The sequence below is a fragment of the Actinotalea soli genome (genome assembly GCF_017565425.1).
Lineage (GTDB): Bacteria > Actinomycetota > Actinomycetes > Actinomycetales > Cellulomonadaceae > Actinotalea > Actinotalea soli.
In genome coordinates this window covers 35,049-57,864 of sequence record NZ_JAGEMK010000008.1, presented here as the reverse complement: position 1 = coordinate 57,864, position 22,816 = coordinate 35,049, and the positions used below count along the sequence as shown (strand labels likewise).

Below are 22,816 nucleotides of genomic sequence, written 5' to 3'. Positions count from 1 at the left end.
TCCAGCTGCTCGACCTCAGTGCTGCTCGAAGGCCAGGGCCATCGCGCGCTGCTCCTCGAGCACCTGGCTCATGCGGGTCTGCACCTCGTCCATCCGGCCGATCGTGGCGTTGATGTCCTCGATGCCCCGCGCGACCGTCGCGGTGTTGGTCTGGATGTCCGTCACGCGCTCGCCGACCCGGGAGGTCGCGGTCGTGGTCTCGCCCGCGAGCTCCTTGACCTCGGTCGCGACGACCGCGAAGCCCCGGCCGGCCTGACCCGCGCGGGCCGCCTCGATGGTGGCGTTGAGGGCCAGCAGGTTCGTCTGGTCGGCGATCGAGGAGATGACCTTGATGACCTCGCCGATCGCGCTCGAGGACTCGCTGAGCGCCCGCACCTCGGTGGCCACCGACGTCGCCTGCGCGACGGCGTCGAGGGCCACCTCGCCGGCCTCGGTCGCGCTCGCGCTCAGCCGCTCGACGCTGCCCAGCAGCGCGGTCGCCGCCTTGGCGTCCCGGTCCGCACGACGCAGGATGTCCAGCCGCTGGGAGACCAGTCGCGCCACGTTGCGCAGCGCTGCGGCCCGGTTCTCGGACAGCTCGAGGGTGGTGGTCACGAAGAAGTCCATCGTGCCGACCACCTGGTCGTCGACGATGATCGGCAGGCACACCCCGGACTTGACCCCGGCCCGCTGGGCGGCGGGGGCCCGGACGCAGTCCTGGAGCTCGCCCAGGTCGGCGACGAAGACGAGGTCCCGGGCCCGCCACGCGCGGCCGGACAGCCCGACACCCTCGGCGAAGCTGGCGCTCAGCGTGACCTTGCGGAACTCCTCACCGGCCGTGCCCGACTCCACCTGGAAGCGCACCACGCGGGCCTCCTCGTCCAGGGCCCAGAACGAGCCGTAGGCCCAGCCGAACTCCTTGCGCACGGCGTCGAGGGCGGCGCGCAACGCCGAGTTCTCGTCCCGGCAGGCACCCACCTCGGAGACCACGGTGGTGACGGCCTGCTGGTCGCGGGCGGACTCGCGCTGACGCTCGACCGTGACCATCGTGGTCAGGGTCTGGGACACCACGCGCGACAGGGCACTGAGGACAGCAGGTCGGGTGGCGCTCGCGGTGCTCGGGGTCGAGGAGAAGAAGTCGAGGAGCATGACGATCCGGTCACCGCGGCGCACCGGGAGCGACATCGCGGCGCGTGCACCAGCGTCCAGGGCCGCCGCGCCTCGGGCGCAGTTGGGTCGCTCGCCGGTGATGTCCACCATGTCGAGCACCTCCCCGCGTTCCCAGGCCATGCCGCAGATGCCCAGCCCGCGGGAGGTCCGGTGGGTCGGCGTCATGCTCGTCAGCTCGCGCGACAGCTCGCCGACCTGGCAGACGAAGTCCAGCTCGTCCCCGGACCGCGGGACGGCCCAGGCCGAGGCGTACTCGTAGCCGAAGGCCCGGCGAGCGCTGTCGAGCACGGCACGGATGCCGTCCGAGGAGCTGCTCGCGCGACCGAGCTCCTCGATCACCGCGTCGAGGGCGCGGATCTCGGCTGCCATGACCTCGCGCTCGTCGGGGCGGGAGGTCTCGGGGCGTCGTCGCATGCGCATGGCCATGTGTCCTCGGGTGAGAAGGGCGCCGGGTGTCGGCCTCCGAGTCATCGGCCGAGGCGGCGCAGTGCTGAGCCATATGACCCAAGCTCCGTACGTTCATGCATCCAGCGACCCGATGAGTTTCCTGGTCCGCCCGTGTCGACCACCCTGTGGCCTCAGGCACGCACCGGCGACCTGGCCGAGCCACCCGAGCAGAGGAGGACCTCCATGTCGTTCCAGGCCTATCTCGACACCATCGAGGACCGGACGGGCCAGACCCCGCGCCAGCTCCTGGCCATCGCGCACGACAAGGGCCTGGACGGTCCCGAGGCCAAGGCCGGAGACGTCGTGGCGTGGCTGGCGGCCGACTACGGCCTGGGGCGCGGCCACGCCATGGCGATGTGGCACGTGATCTCCAAGGGCCCGGCCATCGACCCCAAGCACGTGGGCAGCACCGGGAGCCACCGAGACGAGTCGGCGACGCTCTGGCTCGATGGCAAGGCCACCAGGCCGGCCTGAGGGTCGGCGCCCAAGGGGGACCGTCGCCTCCGGTCGCCGGGCTGCGTGCGCCTGTCACTCCTTCGAGGGATCACGGGTCGGTGGTGCTGGCCGATGGGTACGGGGAGAAGCCCGGTGGTGAGCGAGGACGTCCGCGCAGCCCCGTGCTTCGCCGACCAGTGCCCTCCCACGGGCATCGACGAAGGAGCCCTCGGTGACCCTCGCACTCCCCGCTCGCCGCACGCTCGTCGCGGCGCTGACCTTGGCCGTCGTGTCGGGGAGCGCCCCAGCGAGTGCCCTCCCCCTCGGGGCGGTCCCCTTCGGCACGGGTCTCGCGGAAGGCCCGACGGGAACCTGGATCGTCCAGACCGACCCGGGGACGGCGCAGGACGTCATCGACGACCTGCGCGGTCTCGGCCTCGGGACGAGCCACGAGTTCGACGAGGTGATGGAGGGCTTCTCCCTCGAGGCGACCGACGCCCAAATCCGCGCGTTGGCCGACCTCGACGACGTCCTGCGTGTCGAGGCGGCCGTGCCCACGGCGATCAGCAGCTCGTCCGAGACGACGACCCAGCGTCGCCCGACCTGGGGGCTGGACCGGATCGACCAGGTGGGGCTGCCCCTCGACGGTGGCTTCACGTACGCCTCGTCGGCCGGCGCCGGGGTGCGGGTGTACGTCGTGGACACCGGTGTCGACCCCACCCACCCGGACTTCACCGGACGCGTCACCGCGGGATACAGCGCGATCGGCGACGGGGTCGGCGCGGACGACTGCCACGGCCACGGGACCCACGTGGCCGGCAGCGCAGCCTCAGCGACCTACGGGGTGGCCAAGGGCGCGACGATCGTCCCCGTCAGGGTCCTCGGGTGCGACGGCCGGGGTGACAGCTCGCACGTGGTCGCCGGGGCGAACTGGATCCTGGCCAACCATCCCGCCGGAACCCCCGGCGTGGTGAACATGTCGCTCGGGGGCGGGGTCAGCTCGAGCATGGCTCGCGCGGTCGACGCCCTGACGGGGGCGGGCCTGCTCGTGGTGGCTGCCGCCGGGAACGCCAACGGCGACGCGTGCCTGACCTCCCCCGCGCGGGTGCCCGCGGCCTTGACGGTCGGTGCGACGGCCTCGACCGACGCGCGCTCCTCGTTCTCGAACTGGGGCACCTGCGTGGACGGCTTCGCCCCGGGCTCCGCGATCACGTCGACCTACCCCGGCGGGCGGTACGCCACCATGAGCGGGACCTCGATGGCCGCGCCGCACGCCGCCGGGATGGCTGCCCTGCTCCTGCAGCGCGAGCCCTCGCTGCGCCCTGCCGCGCTGACCGAGCGCATGCTGTCGGCGGCACACCCCGTCGTGGCCGACCCCGGCCCGGGCAGCCCCGACGTGCTGCTGACCACCGTGCAGGCGACGCCGACGCCGACGGCCGAGCCGGAGCCTGACCCCAGCGCTGACGAGCCCGCCCCTGATGAGCCCGCCCCCGCGCCCGGTGAGCTGCCGTCGGCACCCGAGGGCCTGGCGGCCACGTCGGTGACGTCGACGTCGGTCACCGTCGCGTGGGGTGAGCCCTCGGCCGGCGCGGACAACGTCGTGGGATACCGGGTCCAGAGCGGACCCGCCGTGGGGACGTGGACGGCGGAGACGGTCGTGCCCGCCACGGCCCGCGCGCACACCCTGACCGGCCTCACCCCCGCCACCGACGTCGTGGTCGTGGTCTCGGCACTCGGACCCCTCGAGCACGCGGCGGCCGGGGAGCCGATCACCGTCCGGACCTCCTCGCTCGTGGCTCCGGGTGGACCGCAGACCCCCAGGCTCACGGCCGTGACGACGGCGACCCTCCGCGTCGCCTGGTCGCCGCCGGCCGCGACCGCTGACGCGGCGTCGATCACCGGGTACACCGTGCAGCGTTCGGTCGACGGGAGGTCGTGGCGTACGGTGACCACCACGCCGGCGCGCTCGGCGACCCTCACCCGGCTCGAGGCTGGGACCCAGCACCACGTCCGTGTGCGCGCGAACTCCGCGGCCGGGTCGAGCCCGTGGGTCGCTGCGGGCAGCGCCGTCACCCGCGCCAGGCCATCCGCTCCGCGGTCGGTGCGCCAGGTCTCGCGCACGCCTTCCTCGGTCAGCCTCACCTGGGCCGCGCCAGCGACGTCGGGCGACCGGGTCACCGACTACCGCGTCGAGTACTCGACCAACGGCAGGACCTGGACCAGGTTCCGCGACCCCGTCACGGCCGCACGCGGAGTGACGGTCGACGCGCTCCGCCCCCGGACCACGTACCGGGTGCGCATCACGGCGATCGCTGACGGGGTGACCGTCGGTCGGAGCGCGCAGACCACGGTGCGCACCTCGGGGGCGCGCCCCTCCTCGGCACGGTGACGTGAGCGGCCAGTCCGGGGGCGGGCGGCGGGCGCCCGGGAGGTCAGCGCGCCGGGCCGTGCATGATGTGCCCGTGACCGGCCCGACGCCCCCGCCCCGACCTGCCCGCATGCTGGCGGACGAGGTCGGCAGGGGACTGGCCGAGACCGCCCTCGAGCTCGCCACCTGGGTCCTGGCCGCCGGGGTCCTGGTCGGGGTCCCGGCCCTGCTCGGGTACCTGCTGGTGGGCTGGACGGGAGCCGTGGTCGGCGGGGCGGTCGGCCTCGTCCTCCTGGCCGTCACGTGGGTGGCGCTGGTCCTGGTCGCCTCGCGCTCCCTGGTCGAGCTGCTCGCGCGCCGCCGTCGGTAGCCCGTCGGTCCTGTGGCATACCGTCGTCCGGTGATCCCTACCGACCTCTCCCTGCTGCGCGCGCCGGGCGCCCCGGCCCTGAGCCCCGACGGCACGACCGTCGTCTTCTCCGTGACCGCTCCGGACGTGGACGCCGACGAGTACACCGGCGCCCTGTGGACCGTCCCGGCCGACGGCTCCCTCCCGCCCCGCCGCCTGACCCGCGGCCACCGTGACACCGCCCCGGCGTGGTCCCCGGACGGCCGGTGGATCGCGTTCCTGCGGGCCGAGCCCGAGGGCAAGCCCCAGCTCCACGTGGTGGAGGCCGCCGGCGGGGAGCCGGTGCTCCTGACGGACGCCCCGCTGGGGGTGTCCGAGCCGCTCTTCTCCCCCGAGGGCACCCGGATCGCCTACCTGGCCCGGGTCCCCGAGGAGGGGCGCTACGTCGCGGGCGGGACCGCGGGCGCCGAGCCGCCGCGTCACATCACGACCTACCGCTACCGCGGGGACGGGGTGGGCTTCTTCCGGGACCGGCCACAGCACCTGCACCTGATCACGCTGCCCGAGGACCCTGGCTCGGGCCCTCTCCCCGAGCCGGTCGCCCTCACCGACGGGGACCACGACGTCGCGGGTCACCGCTGGCTGCCCGACGGCGAGGCCCTGGTCGCCACGAGCGCCGTGCACGCCGACCGTGAGGACGACCTGCTGCGCGACGCGGTGCTCGTCGAGGTCCCGCCGGTGCGCGACGGGCTCGACGAAGGGCCCCCGGCCGGCGGGACCCTGGCAGCGCCACGGCCCCTGACCCGTGCGGGCGAGCGGGACCAGCTGGCGGTCGACACCGTCGCGCCCTCCGCGGACGGTCGGACGCTCTGGTTCCTCGCGACCGACATGGGGGCGACGGGACGCGAGTTCGTCGCCGCCCAGACGGGGCTCTTCTCCCTGGACCTGGACCGCGCGCGCTCCGAGGACGGCGGTCCGGCCCCGCGCCGGCACACCGACGTCGAGACCGTCGACCTGGCGAGCGGTCTGCTCACCGTGACCCGTGAGCGGGTGCTGGTGGCTGACCAGCGGCGCGGCGCCGTCGTCCTGCTCGACCTGCCCGCCGACCCCGCCGCGGAGGGTTCTGCCGAGCCCGGGCGGGTGCTGGTGGGTGGGCCCGTCGTCGTCCAGGCCGTGAGCGCGCCCCCCGTGGGCACCCGCGCGGTCGCCGCGGTCGCGACGGGGGACTCCGCGGGGGACCTCGTCGTGGTGGACCTGGGCTCGGGGGAGCAGCGCCAGGTCACGGACCTCTCGGCCGAGCTCCGAGGCACCGGGCGCCTGAGGCCCGTGCGCGAGCTCGAGGCCACGGCCCCTGACGGGTACCCCGTGCACGGCTGGGTGGCCACCCCTGACCCCGACCGCTTCGGGACCGGCCCGCACCCGACCATCCTCATGATCCATGGCGGTCCCTACGCGCAGTACACCCACGCCCTCTTCGACGAGGTGCAGACCCTCGCCGAGGCCGGGTACGCGGTGGTGCTGGGCAACCCGCGCGGCTCGGCGGGCTACGGCGCCGCCCACGGCAAGGCCATCCAGCGGGCCTTCGGCACGGTCGACACCGACGACGTCCTGGCCCTCCTGGACCACGCCCTGGCGGACGCCGACCTGGGGCTCGACGCCGAGCGCGTCGGCGTCATGGGTGGGTCCTACGGCGGGTACCTGACCGCCTGGTTGACCACCCGCACGCACCGCTTCGCCGCGGCGGTCGTCGAGCGCGGGTTCCTGGACCCGGTGAGCTTCGTCGGGTCGAGCGACATCGGCTGGTTCTTCGGCCTGCAGTACGTCGGAGATGCCGCGACCGAGGACGGTGCCGCGGCGCTCGCGGCCCAGTCGCCCATGGCTCATGTGGGTGAGGTGCGGACCCCGACCCTGGTGATCCACTCCGAGAACGACTGGCGCTGCCCGGTCGAGCAGGGGCAGCGGTGGTTCGTCGAGCTCAAGCGCCGCGGGGTCGAGTCCGAGCTGCTGCTCTTCCCCGGCGAGGGGCACGAGCTCACGCGGTCGGGGCGACCTCGACACCGCCTCGCGAGGTTCGAGCACGTGCTCGCCTGGTGGTCCCGGCACCTGCCGGTAGCGTCGACGGTGTAGCCAGCGTCTGAGCCCAGCCCCGGAGGTCCTGATGCCTGTCCCGCCCCTGCCTGAGGACGTCGCAGCCCTGCTCGCGCGGCCCAACCCTGCAGTGATGGCCACCGTGGCCGCCGACGGCCGGCCTGTCACGGTCGCGACCTGGTACCTGGTCGAGGAGGACGGCACGGTGCTGCTGGGCCTCGACGCCGGCCGGGCGCGGCTCAAGCACCTCGAGGCAGACCCTCGCGTCTCCCTCACGGCCCTCGCCGAGGACGACTGGTACACCCATGTCAGCCTGCAGGGCCGAGTGGTCTCGATCGTCGACGACGAGGGGCTGCGTGACATCGACCGGTTGGCGAACCACTACACCGGGCAGGACTACGCGGTCCGCGACCGTCCCCGGGTCAGCGTCCACCTGGCCGTGGAGCGGTGGCACGGGTGGGGGGCGGCCCGGCAGGAGTGATCCTGCCGGGCGGCCTCCGGTGGGTCAGGCCTGGGGCGGCGTCGGCTGCTGGGGGTCGTGCCCCGGGGCGGGCGGCTGCTGGCCCTGCTGCGGGTAGCCGGGCTGTGCGCCATCAGGGGTCGGCCCCTGCTGGCTGTACCCGGGAGCCTGGCCGTAGGGGGAGGGCTGGCCGTAGCCGGGCCCGTACCCAGGAGCCTGGGCGTACCCGGCGCCCTGTCCGTACCCCGGGCCGGTCTGCCCCGGCCCGCCGAGCTGACCGAAGGGCGGGCGGTCGTCCTGCAGGGCCGCGAGCATCGCCTTGTTCTCGCGCTCGATGGGCCACTCGGTGAAGACGAACATGATCAGTACGACGATGTTCGCGATGGGTACCAGTGCGAGGATCCCGTACCAGCTCGGGAACCCCGCCTTGCCCGCCACCCGCATGTAGCAGTAGATGCCGAAGGCGAGGATCGCGAGCATGAAGAGGAGGTAGAGCACCACCCCGATGACTGCGAAGTCTGCCCCTGAGGTGTCTCTCACGTCTGCTCCCTGGTCCGTGGCCGTCAGGAGGACGGCCGCCGGGACACTACCGCGTCCGTCACCCGTCGCGGGCGCGACCCAGGGCCGAGTGGGTGACGGACGACGGGGTCAGTGCTCGTCGTAGTGACCCTCGTGGGCAGCGTGGCGGTGCTCGCCGTGCAGGTAGTCCTTGTGCCCGTCGTGCTCGACGACCTCGTGCCCGCAGGCCTCGCCGTGCTCGTGGTCGTGGCCCTCGGCCTCGACGTGCCCGGCGACGGGGTGCTCGTCGTAGTGGCCCTCGTGCTCGTGGTGGGCGTGCCCGTCGTGCAGGAAGTCCGTGTGGTCCTCGTGCTGGACGGCGGCGTGGCCGCAGTCGGTGCCGTGCTGGTGGGTGTGCTCGGTGTGCGTCTCGTGCTCGAGTGTCGTCATGGGCCCATCATTGCATGCGCACGTGCGCATGCAACACCGGGTTGCCGTGCTCGTTCGCGTGGGCCAGGGCGTCCCGCACGATGTGGGCCACGTGCTCGTCGCTCAGCGAGTAGGCGACCTCGCGCCCGCGGCGCACCCCGACCACCAGGTGCGCGGTACGCAGCACACGGAGGTGCTGCGAGACCAGGGGCTGGGACACCTCCAGGGCCTCGACCAGCTCGCCCACGCGCCGTTCACCGAGGCTGAGCTGGTCGATGATCGCCACCCGGATGGGGGAGGCGAGCACCCCGAAGAGCTCACCCACCCCGGCGTAGCGCTCCACGAGCCGGTCGACCTGCGGTGAACTAGGCATGCACGCATCATGATGTGCGCAGGTGTGGATGGCCAGCAGGCTCAGCAGCGGGCGCCGCGCGAGGTCAGCCCGAGGTGGCCTGCGGGGCGAGGCCCACGAGCCGTGCGCTCTCCTCCCACAGCGCTGCCGCGAGGGCGCCGTCGTCGGCCTGGGGGTTGGTCCGGGTGGGGCGGCGCTTCTCGTAGTACTCGCCCGGCGCCCAGTCGTGGCCCGGGATGCCGCGGGCCAGCCAGAGCAGGGTGTCGGCCCCGGCCTCGGGGCTCGTGAGCACCAGGTGGCGCAGCGGCGTGCGGTAGACCCAGCGCATGATGCTGGTCGAGTCGGCCGCGAAGTTCGTGGCGACGGTGCCGGGGTGGAAGGCCGCGGCGGAGATGCCCTCCGCCCCGTGACGACGGTGCAGCTCCTTGGTGAACAGGATGTTGGCGAGCTTGCCGTCCCCGTAGGCCTTGTTGGGGGAGTAGCCGCGCTCGTTGTGCAGGTCGGCCACGTCGATGCGGCCGAACAGGCGAGCCGCGACGCTCGAGGTGTTGATCACCGTGGCGGAGGACGCCGTGAGCACGTCCATCAGCAGGTGCGTCAGCAGGAAGGGCGCGAGGTGGTTGACCTGCAGGGTCTTCTCGTGGCCGTCCCCGGTGAGGGCGCGCGGCCCCATGATCCCCCCGGCGTTGTTCACCAGGACGTCGATCCGCGGGGAGGTCTCGCGCAGCTCCTCGGCCAGGCGCCGCACCTGCGCCAGGTCCGCGAAGTCGGCCAGGTGGAAGGGGGCTCCGGCCTGCTCGGCCACGGCCCTGGTCTTCTCCGGGGACCGGCCGACGACGATGACACGGTCCCCGGCGGCGGCGAGGTCCCGGGCGGCCGCGGCGCCGATCCCGTCGCTGGCCCCGGTGATGACGATGGTGCGCTGGCTCATGATCCCTCTCGGTCCGACGGCGGTACGGACCAGAACGGTCGCGCCCGGCGACGCATTCCGCCGTCGGGGGGGCGCGGAGACGCCCGGGCTCCGGACCCATCCGCGGGTCCGTCCGCTCCGAACCTCCCCTGAACACGCCGTCGACCCAGGGGAGAGCCATGCACACGCCGCCACAGACCGAGACCCGCCTCACGCAGCGTGAGCAGGTGGTGCTCGCGCTCCTCGCCGAGGAGGCGACCCTCGAGGAGATCGCCCGCAGCCTCTACGTCACGCGCAACACCGTGAAGTCCCAGGTGGCCAGCGTGTACCGCAAGCTGGGTGTCGCGAGCCGCGCGGAGGCCGTCGCCAGGGTGCCCGACATGCTGTGAGGCCCGAAGGCGTGGACGATGGGAGACCGACGCCACCGACCCTGGGAGCCCACGCACCGTGCGAGTCACCGACACCAGCGACCTGTGGTGGAAGACCGCCGTCTTCTACAACCTCAACCTCGAGACCTTCCTGGACTGGGACGACGACGGCATCGGCGACCTGGAAGGCCTGGCCCACCGCCTGGACTACCTCGCCGACCTCGGGGTCACCTGCCTGTGGCTCGCACCGATGTACCCCTCCCCGCGTCAGGACAACGGGTACGACATCTCCGACTACGTGGGGGTCGACCCGCGCTACGGGCACCTCGGGGACTTCGTCGAGGTGGTGCGCACCGCGAAGGACCGCGGCATGCGGCTCATCGTCGACCTCGTGGTCAACCACACCTCGGACCAGCACCCCTGGTTCCAGGCCTCGCGCAGCGACCCGTCGAGCCGGTACCGCGACTTCTACAACTGGCGGGACGAGCCCCCGGCCGAGCAGCGCGCCAACATGTTCCCCGACGTCGAGGACGGGGTCTGGCACTACGACGAGGTCGCCGGGAAGTACTACGAGCACTCGTTCTACCGCCACCAGCCCGACCTCGACACGACCAACCCGGCCGTGCGCGACGAGATCGCCAAGGTCATCGGCTTCTGGCTGCAGATGGGCGTGGACGGCTTCCGCGTCGACGCCGTGCCCTTCCTCATCCAGAGCGACGAGGGACAGCGCGAGCACGAGTACCTGCGCACCCTGCGCGGCTACGTGGGCCGACGCAGCGGCTCGGGGGTGATGCTCGGCGAGGTGAACCTGCCCTACGCCGACCAGGTCGACTTCTTCGGCAACGAGGAGGGGGACGAGCTCACCATGCAGTTCGACTTCGTCGGGAACCAGCAGCTCTACCTGGCCCTCGCCCGCCAGGACGCGACCCCGCTCATCGAGGCCCTGCGCTCGCGGCCCGCGACGGCCCCGACCAACCAGTGGGGCAACTTCGTCCGCAACCACGACGAGCTGACCCTCGACCAGCTGAGCGAGGACGAGCGCAACGAGGTGTTCGAGGCCTTCGCCCCCGAGGAGCGGCAGCGCATCCACGGCCGCGGGATCACCCGCCGTCTGCCCCCGATGCTCGACGGCGACCCCCGCCGCATCAGCATGGTCTACAGCCTGATGTTCTCCCTGCCCGGGTCCCCGGTCCTGTACTACGGCGAGGAGATCGGCATGGGTGAGCACGAGACCCTGCCCCGCCGGTCGGCGGTGCGCACCCCCATGCAGTGGTGCGACGAGAAGAACGCCGGGTTCTCCGACGCCGACCCCGAGGCCCTCCCGTTCCCCGTGGTCGAGGGCGGGTTCGGCCCCGAGCACGTCAACGTCTCGGACCAGATGCACGACACCACCTCGCTGCTGCACCAGGTCCGTGGCCTGATCTCGGCGTACCGCAAGTCCCCCGAGATCGGCTGGGGCGAGCTCGAGATCCTCGAGACCGGACACCCCTGCGTCATCGCCCACGCGCTCACCCTCGACGACCGTCAGCTGATCGCCCTGCACAACTTCGCCCCCGACGGCCGCACCGTCACGCTCCAGGTGACCGAGGTCGACTCCTCCACCCGCCTGGTCGACATGCTCGAGGACCGGCCCTACCAGCTCGACGACGAGGGCCGGCTCGAGGTCAACCTCGATGGCTACGATCACCGGTGGATGCGCGTGATCCGTTCGGGGTCCAAGCGGCTGGTGTGAGGCAGGGCCGTGGCGAGTCTGCCGACGGGTGGCGAGGACGGTGGAGGGCGCGAGGTTCGAGCCATCGGGCAGGCACGCACCTCCCGGGGCTTGGCGTGGGGCTTCGTCGCCCTGGGAGGGGCCCACGTCGCCCTCCAGGTGCTCGTCCTGGTGACGGGGCGGGGGACGGCCGCGTTCGCGTGGATCCTTCTCACCTGCGGCGTCGGCCTGGCGCTTGTCGGGGTGATGCAGTTCAGGCTCGCCCAGCGCCCGATGCTGATCAGGACTGATCGGTTGGTGATCCCCTACGGCGTGCGCACGGTGGAGATCCCGAGGAGCGGGATCACCGGCGTCGAGGGCAACGTCCCGGATCGCCTCCCGTGGAGCAGGCATGCCGTCGTGCACCACGCGGGCCGGACGAGGGTCTTGCCTGCACTCGAGCTCCCGCCGGTCGAGCTCGTCCCGCTGCTGCGCGACTGGGCGCGATCCGAGAGTGACCACGAGGGCCGCTGATGGGGACGTCACGGGAGAACGAGCCGGTCGACGGTCAGGGTCCGGACGTGGAGAGGGTGATCGGGCAGTCAGGCTTCTCCCGGCGGGTCGCCTGGGTCCTCGTGGGGTGTGCTCTGGCGCAGGTCGTGCTCCAGGGGGTCGCCCTCGCCATGGGGTCCGGCTCGCGGTTCTCGCTGCCTCTGCTGCTCTGCGGCGTGGTGCTGGTGGCGATCTGGCTCGGGCAGGTCGTCGCGAGCCGCACCATGCTCACCATCACGTCAGACGAGCTCGCCGTGCGCGTCGGCCTGCGCACCGTCGAGATCCTTCGCGAGCAGGTCACCGACGTCGAGGGCAACGTCCCTGGCCGCCCCACCTGGAGCGAGCACGTCGTCGTGCACCACGCGGGCCGGACCACGGCGCTCCCCGCCCTCGAGACGCTCCCCGCCGAGCTCATCCCGCTCCTGCGCGACTGGGCCGGGCTCGACGAGCCCTCCGATCAGGCCTCGTCCTCGGGCGGCAGCACCTCGACGGGGTAGATCCCGGCCTGCATGCACGCGTCCCGCACCTCCCCGCATCGCCTCCCCCGACTCAAGTCACGCCCGCGGATGACGATGACTCCTGCAGAGCGGTGGGGGAGAGGCGGAGCATGGCTGTGCAGCACGCGGGCCCGGGCGCGGCCTCAGCAAGGAACAACGTGCAGGTGCACGGTCCCGTCGGCGCGCCCGTCCTGGTCCTGCTGCACGGGTTCGGGTGCGACCAGGGGATCTGGTCCCGCGTGGTCCCGATCCTCGCCGAGCACCACCGCGTCGTCCTGCTGGACCACGTCGGTGCGGGCCGCTCCGAGCTGTCCGCGTACGACCCGGCCAGGTACTCCTCCCTCGCCGGGTACGTCGAGGACGTCCTCGAGGTCTGCGCCGAGCTCGAGCTCGAGGACGTGACCCTCGTAGGGCACTCGATAGCCTGCGTGATGGCGATGCAGGTCGCGGTGCTCGTCCCGGAGCGGGTCGCCCGTCTGGTGCTCCTGGCTCCCTCGCCGAGCTACGTCGACCACCCCGAGGACGGTTACGAGGGCGGCTTCTCCCGGGAGGACGTCGACGAGCTGCTCGCCTCCCTCGAGGACAACTACCTGGCGTGGTCGGCCGCCATGGCACCGGCGCTCATGGGCAACGCCGAGCAGCCCGCGCTGAGCGAGGAGCTCGCGGCGAGCTTCTCGGTGGTCGAGCCCGGGATCGCGCGGCAGTTCGCCCGCGTCACCTTCCTGACCGATGCGCGCGCCCTGCTGCCCCAGGTCACCACCCCCGCCCTGGTGCTCCAGTGCGTCGACGACATCCTCGCGCCCCCGCACGTCGGCCTCTACGTGCACGAGCGGCTCGTCGGCTCGAGCCTGGTGCGCCTGTCCGCCCACGGACACATCCCGCAGGTCAGCGCCCCGACGGAGACCGCCGCAGCGATCCTCGCCTACACCGGCGCGACGGCCTGAGCCGATGGACTACGAGGACCTCTTCGACCGTGCGCCGTGCGGCTACCTGCTGCTCGACGACGCCGGGATCATCGTCCGTGCCAACAGCACCTTCCTCGACTGGACGGGCTGGACGGCGCAGGCACTGGTCGGCACCCCGCTGGCCCGGGTGCTGCCCGTCGGGGACCGGGTGCTGCACGCGACGCTCTGGAGCGCCCAGCTGCACCTGCACGGCGTGGTCGAGCGCTTCCGCTGCCACGTCCTCGGCCCGGACCGGTCGCGGCTCGCCGTCGTGCTCACCGCCACGCGCCACGAGGGCAAGGGCCGGTCGGCCGCCCCTGGTGCCGCGCAGGACGGCGGTGCGCACGTACGGGTCGCCGTGGTCCGGGCCGGGGACCGGGACCAGGCCGAGCAGCGGCTCATCGAAGCGGTGCGGCAGGCCGAGAGCTCGGAGGCCCGGCGGGCCGGGGCAGAGGCCGACCGCGAGCACCAGGCGCACCACGACGCCCTGACCGGCCTGCTCAACCGCGCCGGCCTGCTCGCGCAGGTCTCGCGCTCAAGGTCATCGCCTCGCGTCTGCAGGTCGCCGCCGGTCCCGGCGCGGTCGTGGCTCGCACCTCGGCCGACGAGTTCGCGGTCGCGCAGCCCGCCGTCGACGGCTCCGACGGCGCGGCCCTGCCCGACTCCCTGCTCGAGGCCGTCGCCATGCCCTACCGGGTGGCCGGGGTCGAGGTCGTCACGACGGCGAGCATCGGGGTGGCCGTCGCCCAGGACGCGCAGCGCTCCGCCGAGGAGCTGCTGCGCCGCGCGGGGGCCGCCGTGCACCGGGCCAAGGCCCGCGGCCGGCACCGCTGGGAGCTGCACGACCCGACCGACGGGGACGGCGCCGTCGAGCGGCTGCACCTGCTGGGGCAGCTGCGTCGCAGCATCGACCAGGGCGGGCTGGTGCTGCACTACCAGCCCCGCCTGGACGTGCAGTCCCGGCGGGCCGTGGGGGTCGAGGCGCTGGTGCGGTGGGAGCACCCGACGCGTGGGATGGTGCCGCCGGGGGAGTTCATCGGACTGGCCGAGCAGTCCGGGCTCATCCGGCCGCTGGGGGTGTGGGTGCTGCGCACCGCGGTCGAGCAGGCTGCCGCCTGGGCCCGGTCGCTACCCACCCCGCTCGAGATCTCGGTCAACCTCTCGGCCCGGCAGCTGAGCGACCCGAACCTCATCCCGACGGTGCGTGACGCCCTGGACCAGTACGGCCTGGACCCGGCGCTGCTGATCCTGGAGATCACCGAGACCGCCCTCATGGAGGACGCGGAGGCTGCGGTCGCGACCCTGGGCCAGCTCAAGGAGATCGGGGTGGGACTCGCGGTCGACGACTTCGGGACCGGCTACGCCTCCCTGACCTACCTGCGCACCCTGCCCCTGGACGAGCTCAAGATCGACCGGACCTTCGTCGACGGCGTCGCGCACAGCCCGCACGACCGGGCGATCGTCGCGGGCTGCATCCACCTCGCCCACGGCGTGGGGCTGCGGGCCGTGGCCGAGGGGGTCGAGACCGAGGAGCACCACGCGGCCCTCGTCGCGCTGGGCTGCGACCAGGCCCAGGGCTACCTCTACCGCCGCCCCGTGCCCGCCGAGGAGCTGACGCGGTGGGTCACGGGGCGAGCAGAGATCCCCACCCAGGCCACGGCCCCCGCAGCGCGGCGGCGTCGGGCGTGAGCGTGGGTCAGTACGTGCCCTTGGCCCGGTAGGTGCTGAGGGCGGCGCAGGCGTTCCCGCGGCGCTGGGTGATGTCCCGCAGGCCCCACTCGATCTGGGTCTTCGGGTTCTGCCGGAACGCCGTTGCCGTCGCCGAGCTCGTCCAGGAGGGGCCGAAGGCCCGCACCATGTCCGTCTGCGGGATGCCGCGTCGCTGGCCCACCGCCTTGGTGTAGCTCCATCCGCTCGTGGCCTGCCACAAGGTCGACAGGCAGCCGCGCTGCGTCTCGCTGTTCCACGGCTGCGTCCTGACCAGCTGCATGGCCAGCGCCTTCGACTGGTCGGCGCGGCCCGAGGCGACGGCCCCGGCGTACTCCCAGTGCCAGGGCTCAGGCAGGGAGCCGTCGTACTGCGCCCAGGCCGGGTGGAACCAGCCGTACTTGTTGGCGTTGGCGCGCATCCAGTTGTGCTGCGGGCTGCCCCACACCTGCACCCCGCCGCCCAGGTCCGCCGCGAGACCCCAGCCGTGGTTCGAGGTGCCCGGCGTGGCTGCGAGGGTGGGCTTCTGCTTCTTGAGGGCGACCTGCTGGGCGTAGGTCCGGTACGTGGAGGTCACGACGAGGTTGGTGCCGAAGCGGTTCCGGTACGCCGCGTTGAGCTCGGTCAGGGCGGCGTTCGCGTCGCACCGCACCTTGTGGTGGGAGGCCGCCCAGGCCGGCGTGCACAGGGTCGACGTCGGGATGTGACCGTTCGAGAAGCCACCCCACGTGCCGACGACGTTGCGGACCTCGCCGTTGTACCGCTGCGGGGGCATCACGGGGCCGGACGGGACGATCGTCCACGCCGCCGACATCCGCACCTCGTGGGTGTCGGTGGGGGCGATCCGCAGCCGGTAGGCATAGGTGCTGGCGCTGGTGATCACGGGGGTGGTGACCGCGAGCTGCCCGCTCGACGGGACCGTCGACGTGCTCAGGGTGGTCCAGGTGCTGCCGACCAGCCGCTGGAGCTGCACCGAGCGACCGGCCTGGATGGTGACCGTGCGGCTCGCCGTCCGGCCGTAGGGGACGTGGGTGGTGGCCCGGGGCCACCCGGAGACCGAGGTGGCGTGCTTGCGGTAGGTCACGACCCACTCGGCGCTGGTGAGGGCCTTGCCGGTGCTGGTCGCGGGGATCGCGAGCCGGTACCGGATGGTCGCCCCGGTCTTCGCGGCCGGGGGGCGCGCGACCAGCTCGGCTGTGGTGCCCGTCCCGGCCGTCAGGGTCTGGATGGTCGTCCAGGTCTTGCCGTCGAAGCGCTGGACGTGGAGGGTGCGGCCCAGGGCCGGGGTCACGGTGAAGCGCCGACCGGCAGCGAAGCCGATCCGGACGGTGCGCGAGCCGTCCCAGCCCTTGACCGTCGTCGTCGCGGGGGGCGCGGTCGGGGTCGGGGTGGGGGTCGGGGTCACGGCCGGGGCGACCGGCTGCGGCGGCGCCGGGGTCGACGTCGGGGTGGGTGTCGGGGCAGGCGGCGTCACCGGGGTGCTCGGCGCGTCGGGAGTCGTCGGCTCGGGGGCCACGGTCTCGGTCGCGCCAGGGTCGGAGCCCAGGTCCGTCGCGAGGGCCGGCGGGGCCACCGTGAACGCCAGGACGGCCGTCAGCACGCCGGCGAGGGAGGCCGTCAGGGCGCGGCCGGAGCGGCCGTCCCCCCGGGCCGGGGTGGACCTGTGGAGCGTGCTGGACACGTGGGCCCTCCCGGGGCGGTCGCGATGGTGCACCTTGACATCGGCTGCCCTGGCCCAGACTTGAGGCCTTGCGGCCCACGAGCGGATGCGGGCCCGCGCCGGGTGGCGCAGGGTGGAGGAGGCACCGTGCTCCGGCGGTGCACCCCTCGAACCAGGAGTGCCATGACCTCGACCGCCCTGCCCCGTACCCTCCCCCGCGCCGGGGTGGTGGACACCGTGCGGGTGCTCGGCACGGTCGTGCTCCCCACGATCGCGCGCGGCGTGATCATCCGGCGGCCACCCGTCGTCGGGCTGCTGGAACGGGCGGACGCAGACCGGCGCGCGGTCCAGCTCCTCCAGCGGCTGCGCCGCAGGTACGGTTCCGGTCCGCTGAGGCTGCGGGTCCCGGGACGCCGCATGGTGGTGCTCCTCGACCACGGGGACGTGCGTCGCGTCCTGGCCGAGACACCGGACCCCTTCACCCCCGCGACCCGCGAGAAGAGGGCCGCCCTCGGGCACTTCCAGCCGCACGGCGTGCTGATCTCCCAGGGCGAGGACCGGGAGGACCGTCGACGCTTCAACGAGTCGGTCCTCGACACCCCGAGCCCCGTGCACCGCAGCGCCGACGGCATGGTCGGCGGCGTCCGCGCCGAGGTCGACTCCCTGCTCGGCCAGGTGCGGCGGGACGGTGCCCTCACCTGGGCCCCGTACTCGGCGATGTGGGACCGCATGGTCCGCCGGGTGGTGCTGGGTGAGGGCGCGCTCGCGGACAGTGCCCTGAGCGATGAGCTGCGCACCCTGCGGGCGACGGCCAACTGGGCCTTCCTGCACCCGCGACGGCGGGGGGTGCGCGCGAGCTTCCTGGACCGTGTGGAGGGTCACGTGCGTCGGGCCGACCCGGGGAGCCTCGCGGGGTCGGTGGCTGCCGCCCCGTCGACCGAGCGCACCGACCCGGTCCAGCAGGTGCCCCAGTGGCTCTTCGCCTTCGACGCGGCGGCGTGGGCCAGCTTCCGCGCCCTCGCCCTCCTGCACTCCCACCCCGAGCAGCTCGCCCGGGCTCGGGCCGAGATCGCCGGGCGCGACCTCGACCGCCCGCAGGACCTGCCCTTCCTGCGGGCGACCATGCTCGAGTCCCTCCGCCTGTGGCCGACCACCCCCGCGGTGCTGCGCGAGTCCACGGAGCGCACGGTGTGGGAGGGCGGGCCCATGCCCGAGCACACCTCGATCCTGACCTACGCCCCGCTGTTCCACCGCGACGACGAGCACCTGGCGTACGCGCACACCTTCGACCCCGAGGTGTGGCTCGACCCCGCGCGGGCCGCCGACTGGCCGCTCATCCCCTTCAGCGACGGTCCGGCGGTCTGCCCCGGGCGCAACCTCGTGCTGCACGTCTCGAGCTCGATCCTCGCCATGCTCCTGGATGCGACCGAGCTCGGCCTGGACCAGGCCGAGCGCCTCGAGCCGCTGCCCGGCACCCTCGACCCGTTCACGCTGCGCTTCCCGGTGGCCCAGCGCCTCCCGGTGACACAGCGTTCCGAGGGGTAGCCTCCCGGGGTGCCCGAGGGTCATACCGTCCACCGCATCGCGCTCCAGCTCGCTGCCGACGTCGTCGGTCACCGGGTGGCCGTGAGCTCTCCCCAGGGCAGGTTCGCGGCGGGGGCTGCCGTGCTCGACGGGTTGCCCGCCGTGGCCGTCCAGGCGGTGGGCAAGCACCTCTTCCTCGGCTTCGGCGCGGGTCCCGGCCCCGAGGCGCAGGAGCGGCTCGGTCGGGCGGCCTTCGCCGCGCAGGCCGCCCGCTGGCTCCGCGTCCACCTCGGTCTGTACGGGGCGTGGGACTTCCACGGCGTGGTCTCCCCGGTGGTCCCCGGGCAGGGGGCTGCGGGGTCGATGGGCGCCCCGCGACTGCGTCGGGCGGTGCGGATCGGGGAGGCCGAGGCGGCGCTGCCGCGGCGGGGGGCCGGGCCCGAGCGGGACTTCCCGCCCGAGCCCGTGGGGCAGGTGCGGTTCCGGCTGCTGACCGAGCACACGCTGGCCGACCTGCGGGGCCCCGCGGCCTGCGAGGTGCTCACTCCTGAGGAGGTCGCGGCCGTCGTCGCGAAGGCAGGGCCCGACCCGCTGGTCTCGGCGGGGCCCGAGGCCGAGCGGGTCGTCGTCGAGAACCTGCGCCGACGACGCACCGCGGTGGGCCAGCTGCTGATGGACCAGTCGGTGGTGAGCGGCATCGGCAACATCTACCGGGCGGAGATGCTCTTCCGCGCGAGGCTCGACCCGCACACCCCGGGGCGGGACGTCCCGGCCGAGGTGGCTCGAGGGCTCTGGCAGGACTGGGTGGGCCTGCTCGCGGAGGGCGTGCGGACCGGCGTGATGGTCACCCGGGCGGACCTGGACGCCGAGCGGCGTGAGCTGGCGCTCGCCGAGCCTGCCCTGCGCCACGCGGTCTACGGCCGGGCCGGTGAGCCGTGCCTGGTCTGCGGGCAGCCGGTGGTGCTCGAGGAGATGGCCGGGCGCAAGCTGTACTGGTGCGCGACCTGCCAGGTCTAGACCGTGCCGGCGGCGATGCCGCCCCAGCGTGCCTCAGAGCTGGCCGAGGCCACCACCTGCCGCACCGACCCCGCCCGCGGCCCGGGTCAGCCCGGTGCTCGTCCGGGCAGCGAGGGGCGAGGCCTTCACCGATCCGCCTGCCGTGAGGTGCTTGGCCTGCTTGCGGAGCTCACCCGGCACCGAGCCGCGGACCCGGGTGGAGGTGTGCGTCTCGAGGGCGTCGGCCAGGGCGAGGAGCACCTCGGCGGACTGGGACCTCTCGACGTAGTCGCTCACCACGACGAGCATGAGGCTGCCGCCCCGACGTCCCGTGCGCAGGGTGAGCAGCGCGCTCGGCCCCGAGGGGGTGATCGCGACGGTGGTGGCCTGCGCGAGCTCGACCCTGGTCGAGCGGGGGAGGCGCCGCCACGTCACCGAGCCGTGGCCGGGGTCGAGGGTGACCCTGCTGACCACCACCCAGACGACCACGAGCGCCACCACCCCGACCGCCCACGGGATCCACGGGCGGGTGCTGGGGTCGGTCACGCCGAGGTATGCCAGGACTGCGGTGAGGACCACCAGGGTGCCGATCCCCCAGGCGAGGGCTGACCTGGTCGTCAGCCGTGGGAGGACGAGGCGCTCGTGCCGAGCCATGCGGACCTCCTGGGTCGAGACGTCTCCGCGCAACCTATCGCGGCCCGCCCGGCAGGGGTCCGCGCTCCGCTGCGATGCCGCCGGCGGTGCGCAGCAGGGTCTCGACGGCCTCGCGGAGCGCCGCCGTCGAGACCGGACGGGCGTGGATCGCGTCCCCGGTGCCGTGCCTGGCCTCGAAGAGCCACGAACCCGTCGGCGACGTGAAGAGCCCGAGCATGGTGGGGTGGGGGTCCTCGGCGCTCAGCACCGTCAGGTCGCAGCGCAGCAGCGCCTCCCCGGCGCGCTCCAGGATCTCGAGCGGGGGCGTCGGGTCGGCCGCCTCGAGGGGAGGGAGGACGACGGGCTCACCGGTCGCCCCGGCGGCCTCGGGGTGTAGCACGGCCTCGAGCACCGTGTCGAGGAGGTCCTCGGCATGACGCAGCGAGAAGTGGTGGTAGCCGTCGACCGTGACGAGCTCGACGAGCGCGACGTCCTCCACCAGGTGCACGTAGAGGTAGTCCTGCTGCGTCGCGGCCGTGCGGGCTGCGGCGACCACCACCCGCGCCCCCTCGCGCAGGGCCACCGTCGAGGCGACGTCCTCACGGATCTCGACCTCGACGCCGACAGGGTCCGCGGCGGCGTCCGCCCCGGGTCGCTCCTGGGCCTCCTCGACCGCTGCCCGTGCGCGGGCCCGGGCCTGGGCCGTCGGCGGGGTGATGATCCCCCTGGCGACCAGACCCCGGTAGGCGGTCTGGATCAGGGGCCGTCGCTCGCGGGGCGGGATCTCCGACAGGTGCGGGGTCACCGGGACCGTGTCGGCCACCGAGAGGACCGCGAGCTCCTCGTCGGTCAGGGTCTCGAGCTGGGCGGTGGGCGGTGACGAGCTCGCTGAGGGCTCGGGGGTGGTGTCCTCGGGCGGAAGGTCGCTCATGGCTCCTCGTTCGACGATGGGCAGGTCAGAAGCCGAGCGACAGGACGGACAGGGCGCCGTCGACCATCCGACGACCGGTGTCCGCAGCCCGGGCGAGTCCGTCCTCGACGGCCTCCCGCGCTCCCGAGACGGTCTCGCCGACCCGGTCGACCGCTGCGCCGGCGAGCGCGCGGGCGTCGGAGACCCGGTCACCCGCCCAGTCGGCGGCGTCGCCCAGGCGGTCCCCGGTCCAGGAGGCGGCCGAGGAGACCTTGTCGCCGACCCAGCCGGCAGCGCGGCTGGTGAAGTCCGTGATCTCTCCCCAGTTGTCGTAGACGAGGTTGCCGAGGGACCAGGCGCCGTAGGCCAGGACCGCGCCCCCGGCGACCGCGAGCCCGACGGGTCCCAGGGCGACGAGTCCCAGGCCTGCGGCGCCGAGCGCGAGCGCACCGCCCGCACCAGCGACCCCGAGCACCCGGGTGGTGGCGCCCCGGCCGCCCTCGTAGCCACCTCCGGTCACCGCGTCGATGCCACCGGTGACGACGGTCAGCGGCAGGAACGCCTTGCCGGCGACGCGGGCCGCCGTCGCGAGCCCGGGCACCCGCGCCGCGAGCCCGCCCAGGGGCTTGCCGAACTGGAACGTGCGCAGGTGCTCGGCGGCCTGCCGGCCGAGCAGCGTGAAGCGGGCGAAGGCGGTCGCGTCGGCCGAGCGACCGGCGATGAACGCGAGGGAACCGGGGAGGTTGCGCAGCTGGCCCCACGTGGAGGTGAGGAACCCCGTGAAGGAGCGGGTCCGCCCGAAGAACGCCCAGGCCTTCTGCAGGCTGTGCCCGAGCGCGATCGCCCCGGCCCCGCCCGGGATCAGGTCGGTCAGGGCGTCGGTGCCGTTGCGCAGACGCTCGAGGAGGCCCGCGGCGTCGGCGGAGAGCGAGGCCGGGACCTCGACGGCGAGGAGGGCTGCCTCGGTGCTCGCGTCAGCCGCGGCCACGGCGGAGAGGGCCTGGCCGATGGACGTGGCGCGGGCCTGGGCCTGGCCGTTGAGCTCGCGCTGCCGGTCGTCGCGCTCGGCGGCCGCCGTGGTGTCCCCGACGGCGGTCATGACGGGGGGCAGCGTGGGTGCGGTGACCGCGCCGTCGTCCCGCACCGAGAACGCCATGGCCTCGGCATCCGCGACCAGGCTCAGCAGGGTCGAGCGTGTGCTCGTGAGCTGGCTCCCGCCGCCCTCGAGGGCTGCGCGTGCGGTCTCGACGGCGGCGCTCAGCTCCCGGCCGGCGGTGACCTCCCGCTCGACCCTCGCCGCGGCTGCGTCGGCGGCGGGCCCCGACCACCCGGTGGCAGCGACGTCCATGGCCGAGCGCAGGCCCTGCACCTGGTGGTCGAGGTCGGCGCCGGCGCCGCGCAGCCGGTCCGCCGCCGTGAGGAGCGCTCCCGGGTCCCAGGTGCGGACCACGGAGATGGCCAGGGTGCTCATCAGCGCATCACCATCCGCGAGGCGCTCCTGGCGTCGACGGCGGAGAGCGAGTCGGCGGTCGCGCGTGCGGCCCCCGCCATCTCGTCGGCGCGGTCCGCGACGACCTGCGCGGCGGCGGCGAGGCGGATCCCGACCGCGATGGCCGCGGAGCTCGTCCGGGACCCCGGGAGGGCGCTCGCTGCGGCATCGAGCGGACCGGCCAGGTCGACCGCCCGCACCCCGGCGGCGCGGCGGCCCAGCTCACCAGCGAGGTCGTCGATCACCCCGGCGCGGGCCTGCACCTGCGGAGCCATGGTTCCCCCTGCGTCGATCCCGGTGACGTGCCGCCATGCCGACGGCGGTCGTGCGGCGGCGCAGGGAACGCTACCCGGTCGACGCG

At 73.9% G+C, this 22,816-nt stretch carries 23 protein-coding genes and 1 pseudogene; 14 read left to right on the top strand and 10 right to left on the bottom strand.

Annotation, left to right across the window (positions count from 1 at the left end):
* Window positions 1-15 precede the first annotated feature (15 nt).
* Window positions 16-1,569 carry a methyl-accepting chemotaxis protein gene (locus J4G33_RS13570; protein WP_208056529.1) on the bottom strand — a complete coding sequence of 518 codons (1,554 nt, stop codon included), beginning with the start codon at window positions 1,567-1,569 and terminating at the stop codon, window positions 16-18.
* A gap of 210 nt (window positions 1,570-1,779) precedes the next feature.
* Between J4G33_RS13570 and J4G33_RS13565 the strand changes: the two genes are divergently transcribed.
* The 5 genes from J4G33_RS13565 (at window position 1,780) to J4G33_RS13545 (ending at window position 7,317) form a co-directional block, all read left to right on the top strand.
* Window positions 1,780-2,070 (top strand): DUF4287 domain-containing protein, encoded by a 291-nt coding sequence (locus J4G33_RS13565; RefSeq protein WP_208056528.1) that lies wholly within the window; start codon window positions 1,780-1,782, stop codon window positions 2,068-2,070.
* A 193-nt stretch (window positions 2,071-2,263) separates the two neighbouring features.
* Complete coding sequence (locus J4G33_RS13560) at window positions 2,264-4,420, top strand: S8 family serine peptidase (protein ID WP_208056527.1); 2,157 nt, start codon at window positions 2,264-2,266, stop codon at window positions 4,418-4,420.
* Window positions 4,421-4,493: 73 nt separating this feature from the next.
* Complete coding sequence (locus J4G33_RS13555; protein ID WP_208056526.1) at window positions 4,494-4,769, top strand: hypothetical protein; 276 nt, start codon at window positions 4,494-4,496, stop codon at window positions 4,767-4,769.
* Window positions 4,770-4,799: 30 nt separating this feature from the next.
* Entirely contained in the window at window positions 4,800-6,875 is a 2,076-nt protein-coding gene (locus tag J4G33_RS13550; RefSeq protein ID WP_208056525.1) for a S9 family peptidase, read from the top strand.
* A gap of 31 nt (window positions 6,876-6,906) precedes the next feature.
* Window positions 6,907-7,317, top strand: coding sequence for a TIGR03618 family F420-dependent PPOX class oxidoreductase (locus J4G33_RS13545; protein ID WP_208056524.1), 411 nt, complete (start codon window positions 6,907-6,909; stop codon window positions 7,315-7,317).
* A 24-nt stretch (window positions 7,318-7,341) separates the two neighbouring features.
* Here the strand turns inward: J4G33_RS13545 and J4G33_RS13540 are convergent, their stop codons facing one another.
* From J4G33_RS13540 to J4G33_RS13525, 4 genes are all read right to left on the bottom strand, one after another.
* The gene (locus tag J4G33_RS13540; protein ID WP_208056523.1) at window positions 7,342-7,836 is read right to left on the bottom strand and encodes a hypothetical protein; all 495 of its coding nucleotides are present in this window, start codon (window positions 7,834-7,836) and stop codon (window positions 7,342-7,344) included.
* Window positions 7,837-7,944: 108 nt separating this feature from the next.
* Window positions 7,945-8,244, bottom strand: a complete 300-nt coding sequence (locus J4G33_RS13535; RefSeq protein WP_208056522.1) for a hypothetical protein — start codon at window positions 8,242-8,244, stop codon at window positions 7,945-7,947.
* 7 nt (window positions 8,245-8,251) lie between these two features.
* Window positions 8,252-8,596 carry an ArsR/SmtB family transcription factor gene (locus tag J4G33_RS13530; RefSeq protein WP_208056521.1) on the bottom strand — a complete coding sequence of 115 codons (345 nt, stop codon included), beginning with the start codon at window positions 8,594-8,596 and terminating at the stop codon, window positions 8,252-8,254.
* A gap of 64 nt (window positions 8,597-8,660) precedes the next feature.
* On the bottom strand, window positions 8,661-9,506 hold the full coding sequence (locus J4G33_RS13525; protein ID WP_208056520.1) for an SDR family NAD(P)-dependent oxidoreductase: 846 nt from the start codon (window positions 9,504-9,506) through the stop codon (window positions 8,661-8,663).
* A 158-nt stretch (window positions 9,507-9,664) separates the two neighbouring features.
* On the opposite strand from J4G33_RS13525, the gene J4G33_RS13520 reads away from it, so the two are divergent.
* The 7 genes and pseudogenes from J4G33_RS13520 to J4G33_RS17265 all read left to right on the top strand — a co-directional run bounded on the left by J4G33_RS13520 (window position 9,665) and on the right by J4G33_RS17265 (window position 15,225).
* The gene (locus J4G33_RS13520; RefSeq protein ID WP_208056519.1) at window positions 9,665-9,874 is read left to right on the top strand and encodes a helix-turn-helix domain-containing protein; all 210 of its coding nucleotides are present in this window, start codon (window positions 9,665-9,667) and stop codon (window positions 9,872-9,874) included.
* Between the two features lie 58 nt (window positions 9,875-9,932).
* The gene (locus tag J4G33_RS13515) at window positions 9,933-11,585 is read left to right on the top strand and encodes an alpha-amylase family protein (RefSeq protein ID WP_208056518.1); all 1,653 of its coding nucleotides are present in this window, start codon (window positions 9,933-9,935) and stop codon (window positions 11,583-11,585) included.
* Between the two features lie 9 nt (window positions 11,586-11,594).
* Window positions 11,595-12,077 carry a hypothetical protein gene (locus J4G33_RS13510; protein ID WP_208056517.1) on the top strand — a complete coding sequence of 161 codons (483 nt, stop codon included), beginning with the start codon at window positions 11,595-11,597 and terminating at the stop codon, window positions 12,075-12,077.
* Between the two features lie 47 nt (window positions 12,078-12,124).
* The gene (locus J4G33_RS13505; RefSeq protein WP_208056516.1) at window positions 12,125-12,592 is read left to right on the top strand and encodes a hypothetical protein; all 468 of its coding nucleotides are present in this window, start codon (window positions 12,125-12,127) and stop codon (window positions 12,590-12,592) included.
* Window positions 12,593-12,702: 110 nt separating this feature from the next.
* Window positions 12,703-13,536, top strand: coding sequence for an alpha/beta fold hydrolase (locus J4G33_RS13500; protein WP_208056515.1), 834 nt, complete (start codon window positions 12,703-12,705; stop codon window positions 13,534-13,536).
* Between the two features lie 4 nt (window positions 13,537-13,540).
* A pseudogene (locus tag J4G33_RS17270) lies at window positions 13,541-13,813 on the top strand (PAS domain-containing protein); the annotation flags it as partial.
* Window positions 13,723-15,225, top strand: a complete 1,503-nt coding sequence (locus J4G33_RS17265) for a putative bifunctional diguanylate cyclase/phosphodiesterase (protein WP_443592379.1) — start codon at window positions 13,723-13,725, stop codon at window positions 15,223-15,225. The pseudogene J4G33_RS17270 and the gene J4G33_RS17265, both read left to right, overlap by 91 nt.
* 7 nt (window positions 15,226-15,232) lie before the next feature.
* On the opposite strand, the gene J4G33_RS17860 is transcribed toward J4G33_RS17265, so the two are convergent.
* Window positions 15,233-16,924: a M15 family metallopeptidase gene (locus tag J4G33_RS17860; RefSeq protein ID WP_208056514.1), complete on the bottom strand. Its 1,692-nt coding sequence runs from the start codon at window positions 16,922-16,924 to the stop codon at window positions 15,233-15,235.
* A gap of 162 nt (window positions 16,925-17,086) precedes the next feature.
* On the opposite strand from J4G33_RS17860, the gene J4G33_RS13485 reads away from it, so the two are divergent.
* Together J4G33_RS13485 and J4G33_RS13480 are read left to right on the top strand one after the other, a co-directional pair.
* Window positions 17,087-18,448: a cytochrome P450 gene (locus tag J4G33_RS13485; protein WP_208056513.1), complete on the top strand. Its 1,362-nt coding sequence runs from the start codon at window positions 17,087-17,089 to the stop codon at window positions 18,446-18,448.
* 9 nt (window positions 18,449-18,457) lie between these two features.
* Window positions 18,458-19,444 (top strand): Fpg/Nei family DNA glycosylase, encoded by a 987-nt coding sequence (locus tag J4G33_RS13480; RefSeq protein WP_208056512.1) that lies wholly within the window; start codon window positions 18,458-18,460, stop codon window positions 19,442-19,444.
* 33 nt (window positions 19,445-19,477) lie between these two features.
* Here the strand turns inward: J4G33_RS13480 and J4G33_RS13475 are convergent, their stop codons facing one another.
* Genes J4G33_RS13475 through J4G33_RS13460 form a run of 4 tightly spaced genes read right to left on the bottom strand, consistent with a single transcriptional unit; the run spans window position 19,478 to window position 22,730 of the window.
* On the bottom strand, window positions 19,478-20,077 hold the full coding sequence (locus J4G33_RS13475) for a hypothetical protein (RefSeq protein ID WP_208056511.1): 600 nt from the start codon (window positions 20,075-20,077) through the stop codon (window positions 19,478-19,480).
* A gap of 34 nt (window positions 20,078-20,111) precedes the next feature.
* Complete coding sequence (locus J4G33_RS13470; RefSeq protein ID WP_208056510.1) at window positions 20,112-20,987, bottom strand: hypothetical protein; 876 nt, start codon at window positions 20,985-20,987, stop codon at window positions 20,112-20,114.
* A 25-nt stretch (window positions 20,988-21,012) separates the two neighbouring features.
* A complete protein-coding gene (locus J4G33_RS13465) occupies window positions 21,013-22,437 on the bottom strand; it encodes a hypothetical protein (protein WP_208056509.1) in 1,425 nt (474 codons plus the stop codon).
* On the bottom strand, window positions 22,437-22,730 hold the full coding sequence (locus J4G33_RS13460; protein WP_208056508.1) for a hypothetical protein: 294 nt from the start codon (window positions 22,728-22,730) through the stop codon (window positions 22,437-22,439). Before J4G33_RS13460 ends, J4G33_RS13465 begins: the two co-directional genes overlap by 1 nt.
* Between the last annotated feature and the right edge of the window lie 86 nt (window positions 22,731-22,816).